A 21,124-nucleotide genomic window follows, 5' to 3' on the forward strand; every position below is an offset into this window, starting at 1 on the left:
CAATCTTCCACGAAGACGATGGTCAGGAGGACCACATGAGTAACCCGTTTAATGCAGACGAGGCAGCAACCACCACCTTTATGGCACCGGATCAAAATTCAGAGCAGCCACACTCGCAGGGCCCCGCAGTGAACTTGATGCTGCAGGATGGTTCCTCCCGCGTGTACCACGTGCGGGAAGGTTCCAACATCATCGGCCGCAGCAACGACGCCGACCTTCGCCTGCCCGACACTGGCGTTTCCCGCCAGCACGCGGAGATTACGTGGAACGGACAGGATGCCGTCTTGGTAGATTTGCAGTCCACCAACGGCACCACCGTCAACGAGACGCCAATTGAAAACTGGCTGCTGGCCGACGGAGACGTCATCACCATGGGACACTCCCACATCGAGGTCCGTATCACCGGCACCAAGAACAACCACAACTACTAAACCCCGCCGAGAAAGTAAGGAGGTCACCATGGATTCAGTCGTTTTGCTAGCTCTTCGCATCGGCCTTCTGGCACTGTTGTGGCTTTTCATCTTGGTGGCCTTGAACGCAATGCGCCGGGACGCCAATAAGGCTGCCGGCGTCTACCAGCCTTCGGCGCAGGCGAAGGCCACTCCGCGGCGTCGCGAAACGCCCAAGCAGATCAACATCGTGGACGGGCCCCTGCGTGGCTCCCACATGCAGCTCGGCACGCTCGAAGAGTGCACCATGGGCCGTGCGCAGGACTGTGACTTTGTCACCGGCGATGACTTTTCTTCCGGTCATCACGCGCGCCTGTTCCGCCGCGGCAGCGAGTGGTTTGTGGAAGATCTGGAATCCCGCAACGGCACCTTCGTGGGTGGCGTTCGCATCGATCAGCCGGAGCGAGTTGGCGTTGGCACCGACATCAAACTTGGCCGCACGACCGTGAGGTTGATGGCATGACTTTAAGCCTTAAATTCACCGCGATCACAGATCGCGGTCTAGTACGCCAAAACAACGAGGACAGCGCCCACGCTGGTCCCCATCTTTTGTTATTGGCAGACGGAATGGGCGGCCACGCCGCCGGCGAGGTGGCCTCCCAGCTCATGGTTGAGCACTTGGAGCACCTCGACCAAGACCCCGAAGACAATGACATGCTCGCGCTGCTGGGCGCCGCGGCAGAGGATGCAAACGCGTCCATTTCCGCACACGTCGAGCAGCATCCAGAGACCGAGGGCATGGGCACCACGCTTACCGCGATGATGTTCAACGGCACCGAGTTCGGCGTGTGCCACGTGGGTGACTCCCGCGGCTATCGCCTGCGCGACGGCAAGCTGACCCAGGTAACGCGCGATGACACGTATGTGCAGTCTCTGGTGGATGAGGGTCGCCTCGACCCCGAGGACGTTTCCTCCCATCCGCAGAAGTCGCTGATTCTCAAGGCCTACACTGGTCGCCCGGTGGATCCCACCTTGTTTATGTTGGATGCCAAGGTCGGAGACCGCCTGCTGCTGTGCTCCGATGGTCTTTCGGATCCGGTTACGGCAGCCACCATCGAACTGGCACTTTCGCAAGGCACGCTTGACGACGCCGCGGTTACCCTCCGCGATCTCGCCCTGCGTTCTGGTGGCCCAGACAACGTCACCATCGTCTTGGCCGAGGTAGTCGAGGGCAAGGGCGATAGCTCGCCGGTCAAGGTCGGCGCCATCGCAGGCGTCGTGCCTGAGCCGACGCACCCGGATTCCTCCGCCAGCCGTGCGGCTGCGCTAACAAGGCCACGGGAGGCGTCGCCTGCGCCCCAAGAAGAGGAAGACGACACCGAGGAACCTCACAGTCCAAAAAAGAAAGTTGGTTGGAAGGCAATCGGCGCCCTCGTAGTGGTGCTCGCGCTCGTCATCGGCGGCGGATTCTGGACCAAGAACGAGATTTCTAACAACTTCTACGTCGCCACCGACGAAGAAGGGGCACTCAGCATCGAGCAAGGCGTAGATTTCTCAGTCTTTGGGCGTTCTTTGCACCACAAGTACCAAAATGCCTGCGTCGATAAAGCAAATACGCTGCGTCTCGGGTCCACTCCGTGTGAGGGGGATTTCGCCCCGTTCAAGGTCACTGACCTGCCAGATTCCGAGCGCGCGGCCGTAGATAACCTGCCTTCGGGTTCCTATGCCGAGGTACAAACCCAGCTTTCGAGCCTGTCCTCCAAGGCACTCAAGCCGTGCATCAGCACGCCGAGCAAGAAGACGGACGAGAAGCTAGAGAAGAAAACCGCTAAACCAGGAATCACGTGCCGGGAGGTGAGCTAAGTGAAGAAGATCTTTTCCCGCGGCACTGAGCTCGGGCTGCTGATTCTGGCGGCCGTGGTCTTTGCCACCACCACCGTCAGCCTGGAACTTTCCCAGGGCAATATTTTGACCATGGATGTCCTCTACCTCATCGGTGGATTCATCGGCGTCTTTACCGTCGCCCACTTGGTGCTGTGCTTCTTGGCACCGCATTCGGATCAGCTCATGCTGCCGATTGTGTCTCTGCTCAACGGCACCGGACTGGTCATGCTGGCGCGCCTCGACCTTGTCAATGACGGCGGCCTGGCCCGGCGGCAAGTGATGTGGACGATCGTCGGCCTTATCCTCTTCGTGCTGGTGCTGGTTGTATTGCGGGATCACCGCTCCCTGACCCGCTACTCCTACATCCTGGGCGCAGCCGGCCTCATCCTGCTGGCGCTGCCGCTGGTGTGGCCGCAGCCGCCGGGAGTCGAGGCGCGTATTTGGCTGTGGCTGGGTCCATTTTCTATCCAGCCTGGCGAGTTCTCGAAGATCATGCTCATCTTGTTCTTCGCCATGTTGCTTACCCAAAAGCGCTCACTGTTCACCGTTGCCGGTTACCGCTTCTTGGGTCTTTCCCTGCCGCGTCTGCGTGACCTCGCGCCGATTCTGGTGATTTGGGGAATCGCCATCGTGATCATGGGCATCTCCAATGACTTCGGCCCGGCGCTACTGCTGTTCAGCACCGTCCTCGGCATGCTGTTTATGGCAACTGGCCGTGTCAGCTGGCTGCTCATTGGCTTGCTCTTGGTAGGCGTTGGTGGTTTTGGCATCTACCAGATCTCTTCGAAGATCCAAACGCGCTTTTCCAACTTCCTGGACCCGCTGGGCAACTACGACAGCGGCGGTTACCAGCTTTCCCAGGCACTGTTCGGCATGTCCTCCGGCGGCATCTCCGGAACGGGCTTGGGCCAAGGCCACCCAGAGATCGTCCCAGTGGCGCACTCCGACTTCATCCTCGCCGGCATCGGTGAGGAGTTCGGCCTCATTGGCCTAGCCGCCGTGCTGGTCATGTTTGGCATGCTGGCTTCTCGCGGTTTCAATACCGCGCTGAAGTCCCGTGATTCCTACGGCAAGCTGGTTGCATCCGGTTTGTCGCTGACCCTGGCAGTCCAGGTCTTCGTGGTCACTGGCGGTATTTCCGCCATGCTGCCGATGACCGGCCTGACCACCCCATTTATGTCGGCTGGCGGTTCCTCGCTGATGGCTAACTACATGCTTCTGGCAATCCTGCTGCGCATCTCTAACGCGGCTCGTCGCCCAGCGCGTGAGACCAGCAGCAATGCGCCTACCGATACTTCCATGTTCCCCGCCGTACAGGAGGCAACCCGATGAATAAGTCGATCCGCCTCGTCTCTCTCTTTGCCATCCTCTTGACCGCAGTGTTGCTCGTAAACCTCACCGTGGTGCAGGCATTTTCAGAGGACAAGTACGCACATAACCCGAAGAACATGCGCGGTTTCTACGCCATGCAGACCACCCCGCGTGGCCAGATCTTCGCCGGCGATACGGTGCTGGCTAAGTCCACCGAGGATTCCGAGGGCAAGTACTCGCGTTCCTACCCCACCGACTCGCCGGCCTTTTCCAACATCACCGGCTACCTTTCCACCCAGTTCGGTGCTTCCCAGTTGGAGGCTTCCCAGAATGAAATCCTCAACGGCACCGACGATTCCCTCTTCACCCAGAACTGGCTCGACACCGTTTCCGGCAAGGAAAAGGTAGGTGCCAACGTCGAGGTCACCATCGATCCTGCGCTGCAGCAGGCCGCCTATGATCAGCTGGTTGGCCCGGGTTACAACGGCGCGGCGGTGGCCATCCAGCCTTCCTCCGGCAAGATCCTGGCCATGGCTTCCTCGCCGAGCTACAACACCAATGATCTCCTCGGTGAAAACGCCGACGAGACCTGGAGCGCGCTGCAGGAGCAAGAGGGCACCCCGCTGCTCAACCACGCCACGCAGGAAACCCTGCCTCCTGGTTCCATCTTCAAGATCATCACCACGGCCGCCGGCCTCAACAATGGTTTCAACCCCGGCTCCTCGCTGACGGGTGCTAATTCCATCGTGCTGCCGGACTCCGTGACGGAGCTGACTAACTACGGCAACCAGATGTGTGGCGGCTCCCAGTCCGTTACCTTGCAGACTGCCTTCGCCCTTTCCTGCAACACCGCCTTCGTGGAGATGTCCGAGTCCATCGGCGCTGATGAGCTGCGCAAGTACGCGGAGGCTTTCGGCGTCGGCGAAAAATATGATCTCGGAGTTAACAGTGCCGCCGGTAATTTGGGCGAGCTTGCCGACGGCGCGCAGGTTGCCCAGTCCGCCATCGGTCAGCGAGACGTGACCATGTCTGCACTGCAGGCGGCCATTATGGCCGGCACTGTAGCCAACAAAGGCAAGCGCATGGAGCCTTACCTCATCAACCGCATCACTGATGCGCAGATGAATGAGATCCGCGCGACCAAACCCCGCCAAGCCGAGCAAGCGGTAACGGAGGATGTTGCGAACACGATCAAGGAATTGATGTACGGCTCGGAGCACTCGACCTTCGGCTACGATGGCAACTCCTTTGCTTCCAAGACCGGCACCGCAGAGCACGGCGATGGCCTGGCTCCACACGTGTGGTACGTCGCGTTCGATCCGGACCGCGACATTGCCGTCGCCGTCGTGGTCAAAGACGGTGGCAATCTCGGCGAGTCTGCCACCGGCGGCCAGGTTTCTGCCCCTATCGGACGCGCCATCCTGCGCGCATATGGAAGACAGTAAAAGTGAGCAACTCAGATAATAAAGAGCATCTCCAAGCCCTCATCGGCGATGACTACCAGCTGCAGTGGATCATCGGCCACGGCGGCATGTCCACGGTGTGGCTGGCTGACGACGTCCGCGGTGACCGCGAGGTAGCAATCAAGGTACTGCGCCCTGAGTTTTCCGACAACACCGAGTTCCTCAGCCGTTTCCGCAACGAGGCTCAGTCGGCAGAGTCGATTACCTCTGAAAACGTGGTGGCCACCTATGACTACCGCGAGCTCGAGGACAACGGCCGTACCTTCTGCTTCATGGCGCTCGAGTACGTCCGCGGCGAGTCCCTCGCCGATCTTCTAGCCCGCGAGGGCGCCCTGCCGGAGACCCTCGCGCTCGATGTCATGGAGCAGGCAGCGCATGGCCTCGCCGTGATCCACCGCATGGGTTTGGTGCACCGCGATATCAAGCCCGGCAACCTCATGATCACCCAGAACGGGCGGGTCAAGATCACCGACTTTGGCATCGCCAAGGCAGCAGCTGCGGTTCCACTCACGCGCACCGGCATGGTGGTCGGCACTGCGCAGTATGTCTCCCCAGAGCAGGCACAGGGTCTCGATGTCACGCCGGCTTCCGATGTCTATTCCTTGGGCGTCGTGGGCTACGAGATGCTCGCCGGCAAGCGCCCGTTTAGCGGCGATTCCTCGGTGTCCGTCGCGCTCGCGCACATCAGCCAGGCGCCGGAGCCACTCTCGACGTCGATTAGCGCCCCTGCTCGTGAGCTCATCGGGATTTCTCTGCGCAAGGATCCCACCACCCGTTTTGCGGACGGCAACGAGTTCACCAACGCCGTCGCTGCAGTGCGCAACGGCCAGCGCCCGCCACAGCCTAAGTCGGGGGCATTAGCACCAATGGCGGCCGAGCCTTCCCCTTCCGCGTCCACGGAGATGCTCGCCAGCGTGGCCAACCCCAAAACCGCCACCCCGGAGCGCGCCCCAGTCAAGGACACCCCACACCCCGTGCCAAAGGAGAAAAAGAAGAGCTCTGGATTTGGTGTAGGCCTTCTTATTGCTGCCGCATTGGCCGCCTTGGCGGCATTGGGATTCTTCGCGGCAAACTTCTTCAAAGGCGCAGGCGAGTCCACGGAGCCCACCACTCCGCCGGAATCCATCGTGGTTACGGAGTACCGCGATCCCGTAACAACCGAGGTCGTTACCCCCGAAGAAACCACGGAAGATACCCCTGAGCAGGTCACTGTCACCACCACGCACTCGGTTGAGGAGGAGACACCTACGCAGGAGAAAAACACCCCGACCCGGCCGGTTCATACCCCCACGCAGCAGGAAATCCCTACTACTGTCCCGCAGGAGACCGAAGTCAATGAAACGCCAACGTCTCCAACCGCAGTAGACTCGCTGCCTGATAACCCCCTAGAAAATCTACTACCCCAGGATGGTGCCTAGAACATGGTCAATGACCGCTACCACCTTCGCCAGGTCATCGGATCCGGCGGCATGTCTGAGGTTTATGACGCCGAAGACAAGGTTCTGGGGCGCGCGGTTGCTGTCAAGATGCTGCGCCCCGAAATGGCGCGTGACATTAATTTCCGCGAGCGCTTCCGCCGCGAGGCTCAAAACTCCGGCAAACTGAACCATCCCAACATCGTCTCTGTTTTCGATACCGGTGAAAAGACCGTCGATGGCATGGCGATCCCCTACATCGTGATGGAGCTGGTCAACGGCCGTACCCTGCGCGATATCGTTCGTGAAGACGGCCCACTTCCAGCTCAGGAGGCAGCGCAGCTACTGGCACCCGTGGCAAATGCACTGCAGGCTTCCCACGAAGCCGGCATCATCCACCGCGACATCAAGCCCGCCAACATCATGCTCACCAACACCGGCCAAGTGAAGGTGATGGACTTCGGCATCGCGCGTGCGCTCGATGATTCCACCTCCGCCATGACACAAACCTCTGCGGTCATCGGCACCGCTCAGTACCTGTCTCCCGAGCAGGCCCGTGGCAACCCAGCGGATGCACGCTCCGATGTCTACGCATTGGGCTGCGTGATGTACGAGGCAGTCACCGGCCGCACGCCTTTCGAGGGCGAGACCCCGTTCGCGGTGGCGTACCAGCACGTTCAAGAAGAGCCGATTCCGCCTTCGCAGTACATCGACACGACGCACCTGACTAATACCCAGCGCCTCAACATCGATGCGGTCATTCTGACTGCCATGGCCAAGCACCCGGCGGATCGGTACCAATCCGCCTGGGAGATGAGCGAAGACCTGCAGCGCATGGCCAATGGCCAGCTCACTGAAGCTGCGCGCGGCCACGTTAGCGAGGAAGAGCAAGCGACTTCGATGGTCTCTCCCGTTGTGGGTGCACATCGCGCTCCTGTGCAATCCACTCGCCCGGAAGAGGAAGAAGAGGGCGGCAATGGCTTGAAGTGGCTCGCGCTTTTCTTGGCGGGCCTGTTGGTTGCCATCATGGGCTACTTTGCTTGGGACTTCTGGAATGCCTCGCGCGAGGAAGATCGTGCTGCTCAGCAGCAAGAGGAGGCGACCGCCCGCGCCAATATGGTCGTTGTTCCCGAGGTAGAAAAGCGCCCACGCAACGAGGTCGTCGCCGAACTCGAGAAGATGGGCCTGCTGGTTACCGTCAACGAAGAAGCTAACCCGGATATTAAGCGTGGCCAGGCAATCCGCGTGAACCCTGCGCCGGGTTCGGAGCTGCAGAAGGGTTCCTCGATTACGTTGACTGTTTCCTCCGGTGACGAGATCACCGATGTGCCGGATCTCTCCGGTATGACCTTGGAAGAGGCGGGCAAGGCGCTTAGCGACGCCGGGCTTTCCCTCAACGAGCAGGTCGAAGAGAAAAACGACGATGCTCCTGCCGGCCAGATCATTTCTCAGAATCCCGCCGGCGGCTCGCAGCTGTCTAAGGGCTCAAAGGTCAAGGTCACCGTGTCTAAGGGCAAGGAGGAGGCGAAGGTCCCTGACGTAACCGGTATGCCACAAGACCGCGCTGTCAGCATGCTGGAGTCGGTGGGCTTTGAGGTCAACGTCAACGTCGTGGACTCCCAGGAACCGGCAGACCGCGTTCTATCCGTCAGCAGCCAGGGCGGCAAGCTGGCCAAGGGTGAGACCGTCACGATTGAGGTCTCCAATGGCATGCTCATCACGGCACCGAACCTGTTGCACAAGACGCCTTCTGAGGCTGAGTCCGCACTGCGCTCTGCCGGCTGGCAGGGTAGCGTGCGCACCGGCCCCGTTGTTCCTACCGGTGCGCTGGTGGATAACGGCCGCGTGGGCTGGGCTTCTGTGAATGCGGGCGATACTATTCGCAAGAACGCGTCCGTGGAGCTCCGCGTCTGGGAGTTCACCACCACGGAGCTGCTCCCGCGCTAGTAGCAAGCGAATTTCGCCTGCTAAAGTAACCGTTAAAAAGAATGCCTAAAGAAAAGTTGAAGGTTTAGCAATGCCAAAGTCAAAGATCACCCAGAGCTCGGGCGTTCCGCAGTCCTCTAGCTCTGCGGCCAACCGCACTCCGGTCAAGATCAATTCCGAGGGCACGCCAAAGTGGTACATCGCCATCATGCTAGGCCTGATGATCATCGGCCTGCTGTGGCTCGTGGTCAACTACTTGGCCGGCGAGTCCATCCCATTCATGCAGGAACTGGGCCCATGGAATTACGGCATCGGTTTCGGCCTAGCCATCATCGGCCTGCTCATGACGATGGGCTGGCGCTAAACTTCATCACCCTGCCATGAGCTCTACGAGGTTCTATAGCTTCGCCGGCGTCGGCTTCATCATCGCCGTGATGCTGACCGTGGCCATCGATCCACTATTCCTCTCCCCCGGTGCGCTGTTGCTCGCCGTCCTTGGTGTGGCACTTACCCCGCTCGGTATGAACCACCCGCTGTGGGCGGCTGCGGCTTATAGCGCGCTTTTTGGTATTTGCACATGGCATACTGAATGGCGCTCGTTCTTATTGGTCGCATGGAGCGCAGTCATCGTTGGGCTAATTTCCTACCGACGTCCATGGACTCACGCCGTTATCCCAGGACTGGTGCTGGTACTTCTTTCCATTATCGATCCTGCACAGGGCATCTGCACCTCGCTCGACCTCTTTAGCTTTGTTCTGGTGTCCGCGATCAATTTGCTGGGTATCATTTTCGGCGTTTGGCTAAAAAAGGCGCGCCAACGCAGGCTCGCCGCTGAGCAGAGGAACCAGGAATACCGACACGCGCTGATGACCACGCTGCATGATTCCGTGGCAACGACGTTAACCTCGGTGGTCATGCGCTCAGAAACACTCGGCCTTCTAGAAACCAACCCGAAGGTGGCTGAGAACTCCACAGCCATCGCGGATGACGCACGCAAGGCAATGGGTGAGGTCCGCGATCTGCTGCGCCTTATGAAAAACGAGGACCTTCCAACGTTAAAGAAAGCACGCTCGACCATCGCAGAAGAACTGGAAGAGATGCAGAGCTTCCTGAGAAGCCATGGTTTCGAATGCACTGTGAAAGGAAAGCTCGGGAAATTGGCGCGTTCCATGGCTTTGCCCAACGATCTGCATTTGGTCTTTTCAGAACTTAGCGCCAACTTGATCAAATATGCCGAAGCAGGTTCCGAAATCACCATCCGACTACGACGCAATTACCGCGGTCTCGATATAGAAGTCCATTCACTCATCGCTGAAGCCCAGGCAGATCAACATATGACGACTAGACTGGGTCTTTCAGAAATCGAAAAAAGAGTTGCTGCAGCAAACGGCACTTTCAGCAGCGGCCCCCACAATGGTAAGTGGGTAAGTGCGCTTTATATCCCAATTTCCAACATGGTGCGCAGATAAACTTACCTTGTAGTAGGCTAAGGCCTATCGTCTTTATTTCTCTCCCCAATAGGAGTATCCACATGCGTTTTCGTTCTGCTGCAGCCGCTGCCGGCGCCGTACTGTGCCTTACCAGCACCCCATTTGCTAGCGCTGCTTCTTCCTTCGGTTCTTCCAGTGCCGCTGAGTCTGCTACTCAGACTGAGACCGCCTACACCGGCGGATTTACCTACTACACCTCTCAGGCGGAAGACTTTGCAAACGCTTTGCGTTGCTCCACCAGCCCGCAGCGCTGGTGGTGCGCAAAATACCGCCACTAAGCCTCGATGTCCATAAGAGTCTTTCTCGTTGATGATGACCCGCTGGTCCGCTCGTCACTGCGGCTTTATTTCGAAACCACCGATGACATCGAGGTGGTAGCTGAGGCAGCTAATGGCGCAGAATGCCTCTCGATGCTGGACAACGTTGATGCCGACATCGTCTTGGCAGATATTCATATGCCCACGATGGACGGCATCACTTTGCTGCGCAAAATCAAGGAAAGGCCCTACCCGCCAGTTTTCTTGGCGGTGACATCCTTTGACTCCGATGACACCATGCTCAAGATTCTGCAAGAGGGCGGCGCTGGTTACATTCTGAAAAATCAGCGACCGCAATCCATCATCGATGCTGTCCGGGAGGCCATCCACGGCGGCACCGTCGTTGCACCCGTAGCGATGCACCGCCTGGTGGGATACATCGGGGATGCGCCCCGTAAGGATCCGGTCGCCACCGCCATCGAGACGCATCACCTCAGCACCAACGAGATCAATGTGCTCAAACTGCTGCTACAGGGCAATTCGAATTCCGAGATCGCAGCAGCGCTGGAGATCTCAGAATCTTCGGTGAAAAAGCACGTCTCCAGCCTCATCATCACCTTTAACGCAAGCACCCGCCTAAATCTTGTAACCAAGATTTTAGGCGGGGCAGGTAGCTAGGCACTGAGGCTAGAACACGGCTTAATACACCGGGGCGTCGTCAATGCGTAGCTCCGAATAGCGCGAGTACGGTGCGCTGACAAAGTACGGCGCACCCTTTTCTACCCACTGCTGATCCTCAGAACAACGTACATCCTGCGAATCCGCGTCGAGCATCATAAAGCCCCACACGAGCTTGCCTTGCTGATTGGCTTCCAAATCGTAGGGGCCAATCTTTTGACCGAGGCTCCAATGGATCTGGTGGACGAAGTTAAAGCCAAACGTGTTCGACATGTACTTTTCAATGTCACCGATTGGCTTCACCGAAACGCTGACCTCAGTGGTCTGCGTACGCTTATCAGTCACGGTGTGGCTAACTGGAACAGTGTAGTCGTTGCGATTAGCCACGCTGGCAGCGTCAGTCTGCTTAAACCACATGCGCTCCGCCGTGACATAGGTGCCCTGTGCGCCCGGTGTTGCACAGTGCGTGCCCGGCTTGTAGTCATCGTTCCAGCGCTGCGGCAGGCGGTAGGAAGCCGCGCCGTCGACAGCCTGCGCAGCCGGAGTGGCCGTGCTTACTGCCACCAGCAATGCTGCGGCGATGCGTGCAAACTTGCGCACAGTTGCCTCCCTTAGTTGAACTTCATGTTGTCGCGAGTGGAGACCTCAACGTGGCGCTCTGCTGGCAGAGACGCGGTGAAGGTCTCGCCGGTGCCCTGCCAGGTTCCGTCCTGGCCGCACACGGTCTTCTCACCTTCAAAGTCGGAGACAACCCAGCCCGCGCGCATGACGGCGGTCTTGCCAGGTGCAACGTTGTACGGACCGACGGTCTCGCCTACCTCGTAGGTCTGGGAATCGGTGTAGCCAGCGTTGAACTTGATGTTGACCAGCTTCAGGATGTCGAAGTCAACGCCTACGGAAACGTTCCAGGTCTTGGTCTTGGTCTCCTTGATGGCGCGGGTCAGCGGCAGTGGCTCCGCGTTGTAGTTGGAGACGGTCCAGGTGCCTGCGGAACCATCAAAGTAGGTGCGGACAATCTCAACGGTCTGGCCGGTATCGCCTGGGTTGACGCACTTTTCACCGATGGTGGTCGGGTTAGCAGCGCCGTGGTTGACGGCAGGCAGTGCCATTGCCGGTGCAGCGGCGATGGAAGTTGCAGCAATTGCGGATGCTGCCAGTGCGAGAGTGCGGTTAAAGCGCATGGTGTTACTCCTATTTAGTGAGAAAGAAAGTGAGGTTGGTAGGCGGTGTCGTGGTGTTAATAAGCGGTCTGGGTCGCAACTGGTAGGTCACGCCACTCATCTGGGGTGACGTCAACCTTGCGGGTCGAGCCATCCTTGCCAGTGACGGTGGCTTCTGCCCAGAAACCTGCCGGCGCGGAGGCCTGCTTGAAGTCGTGGACGAGGCTGTACTTACCGTCGCGGCCGCAGTGCAGCTCGCTGTAGTTCACGCGCATCATGGTGGTGCCGTATTCGATGCGTGCGCGCTCACCTGGCTTAAGGTCGAGTGGCGCCAACGCGGTACCCACCGGCATGTAGGCACGCTGTACAGCACCGATGGAGCCGAGCCAGCCCTCCGGCAGGCGGCCTTTATTGCCCAGCCAGTTCATCTGGCCGTTGTACTGCGCGCCCACCAGGTGGTCGGTGACGCCACGATAGGTGTAGTCAGCCTCAGTCCAGTTCATGAAGTCCTGGGAAAAGCCCGGCTTTCGGAAAGTAGGAGCTACGCCCTCAATGGTGTTCGGGTACCACTGCATATCACCAGCGGTGCACTCTTCGCCTTCGCTCGGCCAATTCTCGCGCTGCAGGTCGGTCGCAGGGTTGACCACATGGTCCTGCTTTTCATCGGCAATCTTCTCCAGGCTTGGGCCGGAGACGGCATTGTAGCCACCGTCAACAACCTTGCTGTTCGCACCCGGCGCGCGGGAAGGAATCTCAAGCGCTTGGTCATCAACGGTGCCGTCGGCGTGGATTACGGTTGCCCAGGCATAACGCTCGGCCGGTGCGGTACCACGGATGACATTTGCACCCGAGATATTGGTATAGATGCCATCCTTGCAGTCCACGAACATGGAAATGAAGTCTTTTTCCACGGTGCCGTATTCCACGCGGAAGGAATCGCCAGGCGCAAGCTTGATCGGCCCGATGGTTTCCCCCTCTATCCAGCCGTTGGACAGAGTCAGACCGATGTCTGCCTTTGCGGTGGTGTTCCAGTTGGAAGGCCACTTGGCGGCAGAGTTTGCTTCGATCTCGTGATTAGTACCGGATTCGACGGTGGCGGTGTACGGAACCGTCTGCTTGGTGGTGTTGGTGAACTGGATGGTGCCATCCGAAAGGTAACGGCGGCCAGTTTCACCAAAGTGCCAATCTGGATAGCCCGCTGCATTAGCTTCTGCTGGGCTGCACTCCTGGTAGAGATTCTCAATCGGATAGCCCTGTGGCATGGCGGGGATCTCTGCGTGCGCCGCAGCGGGGGCAACGAGGCTTGCCGCAGACAGTGCGGCGGCTGCTACGTAGTAGCTGAGACGGAGGCGGGGAATGCGCATCACTACGTTTCCTTTTATTCACTATTTTTTGAAGTTTGAGGTTCACAGCGGCGCGGTCTCTCCCTCCACGCGCTGTGAACTACTCACATGACGCTAGTAGGCCACCATCGCATCCTTCAATACCTCAGATACTTTCGGATAATTGCCACTTGAGCTTGCATTTTCCAGAATTTTCCCAGCTATTTTTGACTCCGCGCGCAGCCAAAATTGTCCTTTCGTACACACCCGCTTCTGCCCCCTTCCCGAGTTGCCAACAAGATGGGAAGAAAGTTATCCACAGGCTGGGGATAACTCTGTGAAAATCAAATTCCCCAGGTTTCTTCCACAGCCTGTGGATAACTGTTTTCACCCACTTCCACAGGGGTTAAATTGCAAGGATGTAAGTCTTCTTGCCTGCGTGATCAGGCAAAACTCCGGCCATGCGTTCGAGAAATTACAAAAATGTAGTTATCCACATTGTGGATAACTACTGTGGAATTCTTTCGCACAAGCGTTTTGGTGAATAACTCGCCGGAGTTATCCCCAAAACCCAGCTTGAAGGCCTAAAAAGAAACTTAAAGCCAAGAAAACCGTGAAAACTCCGGTCCATCGCACTCCCCGACGGCTGTTAAAAACAAAAAATGCGAGAATCACGCCTGTGAACAAACCACCCAAATGACCCCATAGGGATACACCGGACATCAAAAACGTATAAGCCACGTTGGCCACTACAAGAACAATGGGTGCCCGCAGATCCATACCGCGAGAGTTGTAGAGCCCTACCAGCAATGCCAGCAGTGCATAGATAGCTCCCGAGGCCCCCACCGTCGGTGTTTGATAATCCATCCCCAGCACGGCCGCTGAGGCGCCCAGCAAAGAGAGCAGATATACACAGGCATACAACGCCCCGCCTAGGGCCTGTTCGATTTCGCGGCCTACAAGCAGCAGAAGGAACATATTGACAGCGAGATGCCCGAGATCGATATGCATGAACCCGGCGCTTAGCGCCGTCAACGGCGCAGCCTCAAAGTCCGGGCCCCACAACGTCCAGTCATAGGCCAGCGAAGAGCCGTAGTAGGACGCAGTAAGCGAATGCGACTGGATGGCGGTAACTGTCCAAACCAGCGTGCACAGGGCGATGACCCCGGCGGTGACCGGCGCTTGTTTTAGGTAGTTGCGCAATGTCTTTTCCATATTTTCCCCAAAAACTTCAATGAGCCCACCGCCACTTTTAATAAGTGGTGGTGGGCTCAGTTGTTAAGAGCTCTTAGGCGATCTCGATGGACTCGATGATGACGTCCTCACGTGGGCGGTCCATGCGGTCCGTATCAACCTTGGCGATCTTGGACACGACTTCCTGGGATGCCGGGTCGGTGACCTCACCAAAGATGGTGTGGTGGTTGTTCAGGTGCGGGGTCGCAGCCACAGTGATGAAGAACTGGGAGCCGTTGGTGCCTGGGCCAGCATTTGCCATAGCCAGCAGGAATGGACGGTCGAACTGCAGCTCTGGGTGGAACTCATCCTGGAACTGGTAGCCAGGGCCGCCACGGCCGGTGCCGGTTGGGTCGCCACCCTGAATCATGAAGTTATCAATGATGCGGTGGAAAATTGCGCCATCGTAGAACGGTCCGGACTGCTCACCCTTTGCGTTCTGGGTGGAGTAGTCCTTCTCGCCCTTTGCCAGGCCGATGAAGTTCTCCACGGTTACCGGTGCATGGTTACCGAACAGGTCGATAACGATATCACCGTGATTGGTGTGCATCGTTGCAGTTGCGGTCTTCTGAGTCATGCCGACTATTGTATGGAATTTCTTGCTCGCGCGCCGCAAATGACATAACGCCCTAAGCGATCACTATGCTTGAGCCTATGATTCGCGCTGTGCTCTTCGACCTCGATGACACTTTGATGGACCATACCTCGGCTATGCGCGAGGGTCTCGACGAATGGTGCCGCGAGCTAGGGCTTCCCACTGGCCAACATGAACGCTTTGCCGCCATCGAGCGCAAGTGGTTCGCCGCCTATGAGCGCGGCGAGGTCACCCATCATGGCCAGCGCATCGCCCGTTGCCGCGAGTTTCTAGAAAAAGACCTTTCGGAGCACGACGCATTGCAGGCCTATTCGGGTTATCTTGCCGCATACCAGCGCAATTGGCGCGCTTTTGCCGACGCCCTGCCCGCCCTGCAGCGAGCCCTGCAAGCAGGTCTTCGCGTTGGCGTCCTCACCAACGGCGCCCGCGAGATGCAGGAGGCAAAGCTGCGGGCCGGCAAGTTAGATCTGCCAGAGGTGCGTCTCATCGCCACGGTGGATCTGGGAATCCCTAAACCGCAGGCCACCGCCTACCTGGCTGGCTGCCAGGTGGTGGGTTCTACTCCCGCAGAAACGCTGATGGTGGGTGACTCGCTGGCTAACGACGTCGAGGGCGCCCGCGCCGCCGGGCTGCAAGCGGTGCACCTGCGTCGCGACGGCTCGGGCGATATTTCTGGCCTAGACCAATTGGGGTTCTAGCGCGGAGGCCAGCACTTCCTCGCGTGCCAAGACGAGATTGCGCAAAGCCGCTTCCGTCTCGGCGTAGCCGCGGGTCTTAAGACCACAGTCTGGGTTAATCCACAGCCGCTCAGCCGGCACATGGCGTAATGCTGCACGGATGAGCTCGGCCATCTCCGCCACGGATGGGATGCGCGGCGAGTGGATGTCATAGATGCCTGGGCCAATCTCCGAGTGGAACTTCTCATCGATGTCTTGCAGCAGCTCCATGCGTGAGCGCGCCGCCTCGATGGAGGTGACATCGGCATCGAGGCCTGCCACCGCATCGATGATCTGCCCGAACTCGGAGTAGCACAGGTGCGTATGAATCTGAGTGGTCGGTTGCGCCTCGAGGGCAACCAAACGGAAAGCACGCACTGCCCAATCAAGGTAAGCCTGGCGTTCTTCTTGACGCAGCGGCAGCAGCTCCCGCAGTGCGGGCTCGTCGATCTGGATGATGCTGATGCCGGCGTCTTCGAGGTCATGCACCTCGTCAGCCAGCGCCACACCCAGCTGATCCGCGGAGACTGATTGATGCACGTCATCGCGGGTAAAGGACCACGCGAGGATGGTTACTGGACCGGTGAGCATTCCCTTGACGTGCTTTGCAGATAGCGACTGCGCGTACTTGGCCCACTCCACCGTCATCGGCTGCGGGCGGGAGATGTCACCGACAACGATTGGCGGACGAGTACAGCGCGAGCCATAAGACTGCACCCAGCCATTTTCAGTGACCACGAAGCCATCGAGCAGCTCCGCGAAGTACTGCACCATGTCATTGCGCTCCGGCTCGCCGTGCACGAGTACGTCCAGCCCTAGACGTTCTTGCAGGTCGATGACCTGCGCGACCTCCTTGCGCAACGCCTTTTCATAATCGGCGTCGGAAAGCTCGCCCTTGCGGTGCGCGGCGCGCGCGGCACGAATCTCCTGGGTCTGTGGGAAGGAACCGATCGTGGTGGTCGGAAGCTGCGGCAGGCCCAGGGACTTCTGCTCCTCGATGCGCTCGGCAAACAGCGGCTGACGCTGGACCTGCCCTTCCGGCAGCCCTGCCGTGCGCTTGGCGACGTCCCGGTTATGCGTGCGCGCCGATTCCGCCCGGGTACGCACCGCGCGATCGGCCTGGGCATAAGCCTCTGGGGCATCAAGCGGGCCGGCGAAAAGGGCCACGACCTCGCGTACCTTTTCATCAGCGAAGGAGAACCACGTCGCGACGTCAACTGGCAATGTGGTTTCGGCAACGACGGTATGCGGAACGTGCTGCAAAGATACCGAGGTAGTAACCGAGGCGCCCGGAAGCTGCTCCAGCTTGGCACGCAGATCGCGCAGGTTCGCCGCCCACACATTGCGGCCATCAACAAGGCCCGCGCTCACGTGCACCGGCAACTGCGCTACGCGCTCCAAATAATCTGGTTCCAGCGCCAGGGTTCCCACGCTCAAGTCCACCTGGACTGCTTCTGGGCGTAGCTTCGCAATCGCGTCCAATCCCCTGCGAGCTGCGCCATAAGGCGTGGTCAGGTAGATCTGTGGGCGCTTCGCAGTGCCGAGGATGCGTTCGTAGGCCTGAATAAGGGCGTCGGCAAGCGTAGCGTCATCTGCTGCCTGCAGATCAGCCACCAGCGCAGGCTCGTTGAGCTGAATCCACTCCACGCCCGCCGCATGCAGGTACCCAAGCACCTCGATATAGGAATCCACCAGCTTGCCCAGATGCTCGAGAGGCTGGGTGTGGGAACCTTCCGCCGGCTTGGACAGTGCAAGCAGCGTCACAGGACCCACCAGCACTGGGCGCACCTTGTGGCCTGCTTGCCGGGCTTCCTCTACCAGCTTCAGCACGCGCTGCGGACGCGCCTGAAACTCCTGCTCGTCAGCAATTTCTGGGACGATGTAGTGATAGTTGGTGTCGAACCACTTGGTCATCTCCAGTGGTGCTGCCTGTGCATTTCCGCGCGCTAGACGGAACTCATCGGCAAGGGTTTCGCCCTCGACTGCGCCCACCGTCAGCGCGGTTTCGAGGACGTGATCGTAATAGGCCACGTCCGCCGGGATGGCATAATCCTCGCTCAGTCCGAGGTCGTGCAGGCGGGCATAGGTATCAAGGCGCAGCGAGTGCGTGGCCGATTCGAAGGTCTCCTCATCGATCTTGTCGGCCCAGAAGGCCTCGAGTGCGCGCTTTAGCTCGCGGTTCGCGCCGACGCGCGGATAGCCTTCGATGGTTGTGTGAGGAAATGGTGCGTTCATCGATTTACTCCGATTCTGCTCAGTAGGTCTTGGGTGATGGCTGGGTTGTTATGCGTATATATATGGAGGCCCTCCGCGCCCGCGCGCAGAACGCCGCGCGCGAGTTCAGCCGTGAGCTCCATACCGATTTCTTGTTCTTCTTCTGGGGTTTTCGCTGCCGCGAGCGCTGCCCGCACTTTTGGCGGGACGTCGAGCCCGGACAGCCCCGCCATTCGCTCAAGGCGGGCCACGCTGGTCATCGGCATGATTCCGGGGATAAGCGGAATGCGCACGCCGGCGAGCCGAGCGCGTTGATAAAAGCGCGCATAGTCTTCCGGGTCGAAGAAGAGCTGAGTTATGGCGAAGTTCGCGCCCAGGCGCTGTTTGGTCAGCAGGACATCGATGTCTTCATCAGCATTGGCTGATTCCGCATGACCATTGGGATAGCACGCCACGCCGACGGCCAGGTTGCCTGCGGCGAAACGTGCCGCTTGCGCTGCTTCCCGACGCCGAATGAGCCGGATCAGCTCATCTGCATGCTGCAGGTAGCCCACGGGCATGCCGCCTTTCGGAAGATCCCCGCGCAGTGCGAGGAATCCGCGGACGCCAGAATCGACGAGTACGTCGACCCACTCGCGAAGTTCCCCCGGGTTACCGGCGGTGCAAGCAAGATGCGCCAAGGGACGCATCGAGGTAGTGCGCGAAATCTGCTCAATGAACGCGGCCGTGCCACGCAACCATCCGGAGCGCTGCGAGCTGGTTACTGCGATGTAATCAGGGTGATAGCTCTGCAACACTGCAAGCAGTTCAGATATCTTGCTCGCATCGGCGTCGTTGCGCGGCGGAATCACTTCGAAGGAAAGCGCGGTGCGCTGACGCACCCGAGCCGTCCATTGATTGATTTGGTCTAAAGGCGCAGAGGCCGAGAGTCGCGGAGTCATGCCCACCTCCTTCGCTGGTCACTTCGATTTCGTTGAGATGGAATGTACCAAGCGGTCTATTAAGAAAGGAGGGTTAAAATTTAGATACTATCTTTAAAACGGTTCTGCCTGCGGGGTTAACGCTTATTTGCGCGAATAAAAATCGCCCAAAATGAACCAAGCTGTCTATCCAAAAGGCGTGGCGGCGGGGGTAACCGGCCTGAAAAAAGCAGTAGAATCAAGGCCAATTCCCAATGGCAGACTTGTCTGTACCACCTCTCTTAAACAAGTTGCGACCAGCTCCAAACGCAAACGACATCGAGGCTCTCTCTTGAAAAAACATAAGATTTTGACCAAGCTCTCTGCTGTCTGCGCTGCAGTAGTAACCACCGCAGCTCTTGGAACGGCAGCCGCATCAGCTCAGCAATCCGAGACGGTCCTCTTCGGCGACTCCATTTTTGCCAACCCCACCTTCGATCAAATCGGCTCCCCCATTGCCGAGCTGTCTAGCGCCATGAAGATCGGCAGCGACCCAGGCGCTCCGAGCCCACAGGGCTGCCCGCAGGGCGCATCCAGCGTTGGCCGCGAGCTCGGCCGCGCCTCGGGCCAGCGCGTCATCAACTACGCTTGCTCCGGCGCTACCGCTGCCGGCAGCACGCCGCGCTCGGACTTTGTCCAGCAGGTAGGCCACGCGGTTGATACCCACACCCTCAACCCGGGCACGCGCAACGTGCTGATCCAGTTCGGTTTCAATGACGTCGTCAACACGAACTTCATCGTTGACCCGAACCGCACGGCTTATAAGAACGCGATGCGCAATCAGATAAACCGCATCCGCGATGCCGCCCCGAACGCCAAGATCACCCTGGTGGGCTATCCAGCCTTTTCTGCGGCAAACGGCTCCATTTGCCCAATCCGCATCAAGGAGAACCCAGGCCTAGGCGCTAACCTCTCCGCGCTGGGCAGCGTACGCACCATCGAAGACAACGTTAACCACGCGATGTTCCAGGCCGCCCAGGAAAACCATGTGAACTACTTTGACCTACGTTCGGCCACCATCGACCACAATATGTGTGCGCCGACCGGCATGCGCTGGATGGGAGGCGTCTACGAGTTTGCGGAGCCGCATAACTTCTTCAACCACCTGACCCACTCCGGCAACGTTGGCGTGGCGCGCATCCTTTCGGATCGCGTCCTCACACGCTAGGAAATCCACATAAGGATTAATGGCTGATTAATGGCTATAGTGGCGGGGCCCTCGCGCCGTCACTACGCTGGGGTGAAGCGCACCATAAACTAATTTAAGGAGCATCTGGGATGAACCCCACCGCAATTTCCGCCTCCATCGGTCTAGCGAACAATCTGTGGAGCCGTTTCAAGGATTACCGCGAGGAAAAAGAACTCGAAGCTTATGCCGCCCTTGAAGGCGCCGCCGCACGTGCGGAAAGCCGCAGCAAGGATCTCTTCCCAGAGGCACGCCGCAACGCCGGTGCTGTAACCCAGGCTGCCCACGAGCGTCTCGAGCGCACCATCGCCGAGCTCAAGGAGCGCGGCCAGGAAGCTGGCAAGCAGGCATCTGAACGCTTCGAAGAGGCTCGCAAGGATGCCAAGAAGGTGCAGAAGAAGACCAAGAAGCAGGCAAAGAAGCAATCCAAGGCTGCACGTAAGGCCGCAAACAAGGCGCAGAAGCAGAGCGCAAAGAAGCTGAATAAGGCAAAGAAGGTCAACTTCCGCAAGGAAGACAAGGGCTCCAAGTTCTGGCCATTCGCTCTTGTCCTGACTCTTGTCTCCGCAGTTGCCGGCGGCGCTTACTACTTCTTCAAGATCCGCAAGGAAGCTCCCTCCGAGGTTCCACCTCGGGTTGAGGACTTCGGTGGCGGCGCAGACGCAGCGGCTGAGGGCTCCACCTTGGTCTACACCTCCACCTCCGAGCAGGACCTCAAGAAGGATTCCGACCTCGCTGAAGAGGGCGTCGTCGAGCGCGATGAGGAGCTGCTGGGCTCCATCGATGAGCAGCTGGCAAAGCACAAGGAAGAAGCTGCGGCCGCTGAGGCCGATACCTCCCGTATCACTGATGACCGCGAGGATGAGGGCAAGCACCGCCTGCAGACTGACGAGCAGGAGTAGTAATATCCCCCGAGCAAGGGGGTA

The 21,124-nt window shown here is 59.0% G+C and carries 21 protein-coding genes; 14 read left to right on the forward strand and 7 right to left on the reverse strand.

The window, feature by feature from the left end:
- The 11 genes from HMPREF2935_RS06640 to HMPREF2935_RS06690 all read left to right on the forward strand — a co-directional run.
- Nucleotides 1-431: FHA domain-containing protein (locus tag HMPREF2935_RS06640; RefSeq protein ID WP_141756030.1), on the forward strand; the 431-nt coding region annotated here is incomplete at its 5' end.
- 28 nt (nt 432-459) lie between these two features.
- Complete coding sequence (locus HMPREF2935_RS06645) at nt 460-912, forward strand: FHA domain-containing protein FhaB/FipA (protein ID WP_061925626.1); 453 nt, start codon at nt 460-462, stop codon at nt 910-912.
- On the forward strand, nt 909-2,252 hold the full coding sequence (locus HMPREF2935_RS06650) for a PP2C family protein-serine/threonine phosphatase (RefSeq protein WP_070732494.1): 1,344 nt from the start codon (nt 909-911) through the stop codon (nt 2,250-2,252). The genes HMPREF2935_RS06645 and HMPREF2935_RS06650 overlap by 4 nt, the downstream gene beginning before the upstream one ends.
- Nucleotides 2,253-3,605, forward strand: a complete 1,353-nt coding sequence (locus HMPREF2935_RS06655; protein WP_070732495.1) for an FtsW/RodA/SpoVE family cell cycle protein — start codon at nt 2,253-2,255, stop codon at nt 3,603-3,605. It begins immediately after the preceding gene.
- On the forward strand, nt 3,602-5,029 hold the full coding sequence (locus tag HMPREF2935_RS06660) for a penicillin-binding transpeptidase domain-containing protein (protein ID WP_070732497.1): 1,428 nt from the start codon (nt 3,602-3,604) through the stop codon (nt 5,027-5,029). The genes HMPREF2935_RS06655 and HMPREF2935_RS06660 overlap by 4 nt, the downstream gene beginning before the upstream one ends.
- Before the next feature lie 2 nt (nt 5,030-5,031).
- Nucleotides 5,032-6,465 (forward strand): serine/threonine-protein kinase, encoded by a 1,434-nt coding sequence (locus HMPREF2935_RS06665; RefSeq protein WP_070732498.1) that lies wholly within the window; start codon nt 5,032-5,034, stop codon nt 6,463-6,465.
- 3 nt (nt 6,466-6,468) lie between these two features.
- A complete protein-coding gene (gene pknB, locus HMPREF2935_RS06670; protein ID WP_070732500.1) occupies nt 6,469-8,409 on the forward strand; it encodes a Stk1 family PASTA domain-containing Ser/Thr kinase in 1,941 nt (646 codons plus the stop codon).
- Between the two features lie 70 nt (nt 8,410-8,479).
- Nucleotides 8,480-8,752 carry a cell division protein CrgA gene (crgA, locus tag HMPREF2935_RS06675; RefSeq protein ID WP_061925608.1) on the forward strand — a complete coding sequence of 91 codons (273 nt, stop codon included), beginning with the start codon at nt 8,480-8,482 and terminating at the stop codon, nt 8,750-8,752.
- Between the two features lie 70 nt (nt 8,753-8,822).
- Nucleotides 8,823-9,857, forward strand: coding sequence for a sensor histidine kinase (locus tag HMPREF2935_RS06680; RefSeq protein WP_158510287.1), 1,035 nt, complete (start codon nt 8,823-8,825; stop codon nt 9,855-9,857).
- A 62-nt stretch (nt 9,858-9,919) separates the two neighbouring features.
- Nucleotides 9,920-10,156 carry a hypothetical protein gene (locus HMPREF2935_RS06685; RefSeq protein ID WP_061925602.1) on the forward strand — a complete coding sequence of 79 codons (237 nt, stop codon included), beginning with the start codon at nt 9,920-9,922 and terminating at the stop codon, nt 10,154-10,156.
- A 6-nt stretch (nt 10,157-10,162) separates the two neighbouring features.
- Nucleotides 10,163-10,813 carry a response regulator gene (locus tag HMPREF2935_RS06690; RefSeq protein ID WP_061925599.1) on the forward strand — a complete coding sequence of 217 codons (651 nt, stop codon included), beginning with the start codon at nt 10,163-10,165 and terminating at the stop codon, nt 10,811-10,813.
- 21 nt (nt 10,814-10,834) lie between these two features.
- Here the strand turns inward: HMPREF2935_RS06690 and HMPREF2935_RS06695 are convergent, their stop codons facing one another.
- From HMPREF2935_RS06695 to HMPREF2935_RS06715, 5 genes are all read right to left on the reverse strand, one after another.
- Nucleotides 10,835-11,413, reverse strand: a complete 579-nt coding sequence (locus tag HMPREF2935_RS06695) for a hypothetical protein (protein WP_070732502.1) — start codon at nt 11,411-11,413, stop codon at nt 10,835-10,837.
- An 11-nt stretch (nt 11,414-11,424) separates the two neighbouring features.
- Complete coding sequence (locus tag HMPREF2935_RS06700) at nt 11,425-11,994, reverse strand: hypothetical protein (protein ID WP_062036461.1); 570 nt, start codon at nt 11,992-11,994, stop codon at nt 11,425-11,427.
- 56 nt (nt 11,995-12,050) lie between these two features.
- Nucleotides 12,051-13,337: a hypothetical protein gene (locus HMPREF2935_RS06705; RefSeq protein WP_061925591.1), complete on the reverse strand. Its 1,287-nt coding sequence runs from the start codon at nt 13,335-13,337 to the stop codon at nt 12,051-12,053.
- 516 nt (nt 13,338-13,853) lie between these two features.
- On the reverse strand, nt 13,854-14,510 hold the full coding sequence (locus HMPREF2935_RS06710; protein WP_210400729.1) for a rhomboid family intramembrane serine protease: 657 nt from the start codon (nt 14,508-14,510) through the stop codon (nt 13,854-13,856).
- A gap of 73 nt (nt 14,511-14,583) precedes the next feature.
- The gene (locus HMPREF2935_RS06715; RefSeq protein ID WP_061925588.1) at nt 14,584-15,105 is read right to left on the reverse strand and encodes a peptidylprolyl isomerase; all 522 of its coding nucleotides are present in this window, start codon (nt 15,103-15,105) and stop codon (nt 14,584-14,586) included.
- 77 nt (nt 15,106-15,182) lie between these two features.
- Between HMPREF2935_RS06715 and HMPREF2935_RS06720 the strand changes: the two genes are divergently transcribed.
- Nucleotides 15,183-15,821, forward strand: coding sequence for an HAD family hydrolase (locus tag HMPREF2935_RS06720; protein ID WP_061925731.1), 639 nt, complete (start codon nt 15,183-15,185; stop codon nt 15,819-15,821).
- Here HMPREF2935_RS06720 and metE read toward each other — a convergent pair.
- Complete coding sequence (gene metE / locus HMPREF2935_RS06725; protein WP_070518393.1) at nt 15,801-18,074, reverse strand: 5-methyltetrahydropteroyltriglutamate--homocysteine S-methyltransferase; 2,274 nt, start codon at nt 18,072-18,074, stop codon at nt 15,801-15,803. The two genes, HMPREF2935_RS06720 and metE, sit on opposite strands and share 21 nt — an antisense overlap.
- The gene (locus HMPREF2935_RS06730) at nt 18,071-18,994 is read right to left on the reverse strand and encodes a methylenetetrahydrofolate reductase (RefSeq protein WP_070732504.1); all 924 of its coding nucleotides are present in this window, start codon (nt 18,992-18,994) and stop codon (nt 18,071-18,073) included. Before HMPREF2935_RS06730 ends, metE begins: the two co-directional genes overlap by 4 nt.
- 310 nt (nt 18,995-19,304) lie before the next feature.
- Here HMPREF2935_RS06730 and HMPREF2935_RS06735 point away from each other — a divergent pair, with 310 nt between their 5' ends.
- Both HMPREF2935_RS06735 and HMPREF2935_RS06740 read left to right on the forward strand, forming a co-directional pair.
- Nucleotides 19,305-20,180 carry a GDSL-type esterase/lipase family protein gene (locus HMPREF2935_RS06735; RefSeq protein ID WP_168166295.1) on the forward strand — a complete coding sequence of 292 codons (876 nt, stop codon included), beginning with the start codon at nt 19,305-19,307 and terminating at the stop codon, nt 20,178-20,180.
- A 110-nt stretch (nt 20,181-20,290) separates the two neighbouring features.
- The gene (locus tag HMPREF2935_RS06740; RefSeq protein ID WP_061925579.1) at nt 20,291-21,100 is read left to right on the forward strand and encodes a hypothetical protein; all 810 of its coding nucleotides are present in this window, start codon (nt 20,291-20,293) and stop codon (nt 21,098-21,100) included.
- The last annotated feature ends 24 nt before the right edge of the window (nt 21,101-21,124 follow it).

Origin of the sequence: Corynebacterium sp. HMSC076D02, assembly GCF_001813815.1 — a bacterium.
GTDB classification, from domain to species: domain Bacteria; phylum Actinomycetota; class Actinomycetes; order Mycobacteriales; family Mycobacteriaceae; genus Corynebacterium; species Corynebacterium simulans.

Excerpts from the sequence above, each read along its gene's own strand:
- HMPREF2935_RS06645 (WP_061925626.1), top strand. The coding sequence starts at position 460 with ATGGATTCAGTCGTTTTGCTAGCTCTTCGCATCGGCCTTCTGGCACTG.
- HMPREF2935_RS06650 (WP_070732494.1), top strand. The coding sequence starts at position 909 with ATGACTTTAAGCCTTAAATTCACCGCGATCACAGATCGCGGTCTAGTA.
- HMPREF2935_RS06660 (WP_070732497.1), top strand. The coding sequence starts at position 3,602 with ATGAATAAGTCGATCCGCCTCGTCTCTCTCTTTGCCATCCTCTTGACC.
- pknB (WP_070732500.1), top strand. The coding sequence starts at position 6,469 with ATGGTCAATGACCGCTACCACCTTCGCCAGGTCATCGGATCCGGCGGC.
- crgA (WP_061925608.1), top strand. The coding sequence starts at position 8,480 with ATGCCAAAGTCAAAGATCACCCAGAGCTCGGGCGTTCCGCAGTCCTCT.
- HMPREF2935_RS06680 (WP_158510287.1), top strand. The coding sequence starts at position 8,823 with ATGCTGACCGTGGCCATCGATCCACTATTCCTCTCCCCCGGTGCGCTG.
- HMPREF2935_RS06685 (WP_061925602.1), top strand. The coding sequence starts at position 9,920 with ATGCGTTTTCGTTCTGCTGCAGCCGCTGCCGGCGCCGTACTGTGCCTT.
- HMPREF2935_RS06690 (WP_061925599.1), top strand. The coding sequence starts at position 10,163 with ATGTCCATAAGAGTCTTTCTCGTTGATGATGACCCGCTGGTCCGCTCG.
- HMPREF2935_RS06700 (WP_062036461.1), bottom strand. The coding sequence starts at position 11,994 with ATGCGCTTTAACCGCACTCTCGCACTGGCAGCATCCGCAATTGCTGCA.
- HMPREF2935_RS06705 (WP_061925591.1), bottom strand. The coding sequence starts at position 13,337 with ATGCGCATTCCCCGCCTCCGTCTCAGCTACTACGTAGCAGCCGCCGCA.
- HMPREF2935_RS06710 (WP_210400729.1), bottom strand. The coding sequence starts at position 14,510 with ATGGAAAAGACATTGCGCAACTACCTAAAACAAGCGCCGGTCACCGCC.
- HMPREF2935_RS06715 (WP_061925588.1), bottom strand. The coding sequence starts at position 15,105 with ATGACTCAGAAGACCGCAACTGCAACGATGCACACCAATCACGGTGAT.
- HMPREF2935_RS06720 (WP_061925731.1), top strand. The coding sequence starts at position 15,183 with ATGATTCGCGCTGTGCTCTTCGACCTCGATGACACTTTGATGGACCAT.
- metE (WP_070518393.1), bottom strand. The coding sequence starts at position 18,074 with ATGAACGCACCATTTCCTCACACAACCATCGAAGGCTATCCGCGCGTC.
- HMPREF2935_RS06730 (WP_070732504.1), bottom strand. The coding sequence starts at position 18,994 with ATGACTCCGCGACTCTCGGCCTCTGCGCCTTTAGACCAAATCAATCAA.
- HMPREF2935_RS06740 (WP_061925579.1), top strand. The coding sequence starts at position 20,291 with ATGAACCCCACCGCAATTTCCGCCTCCATCGGTCTAGCGAACAATCTG.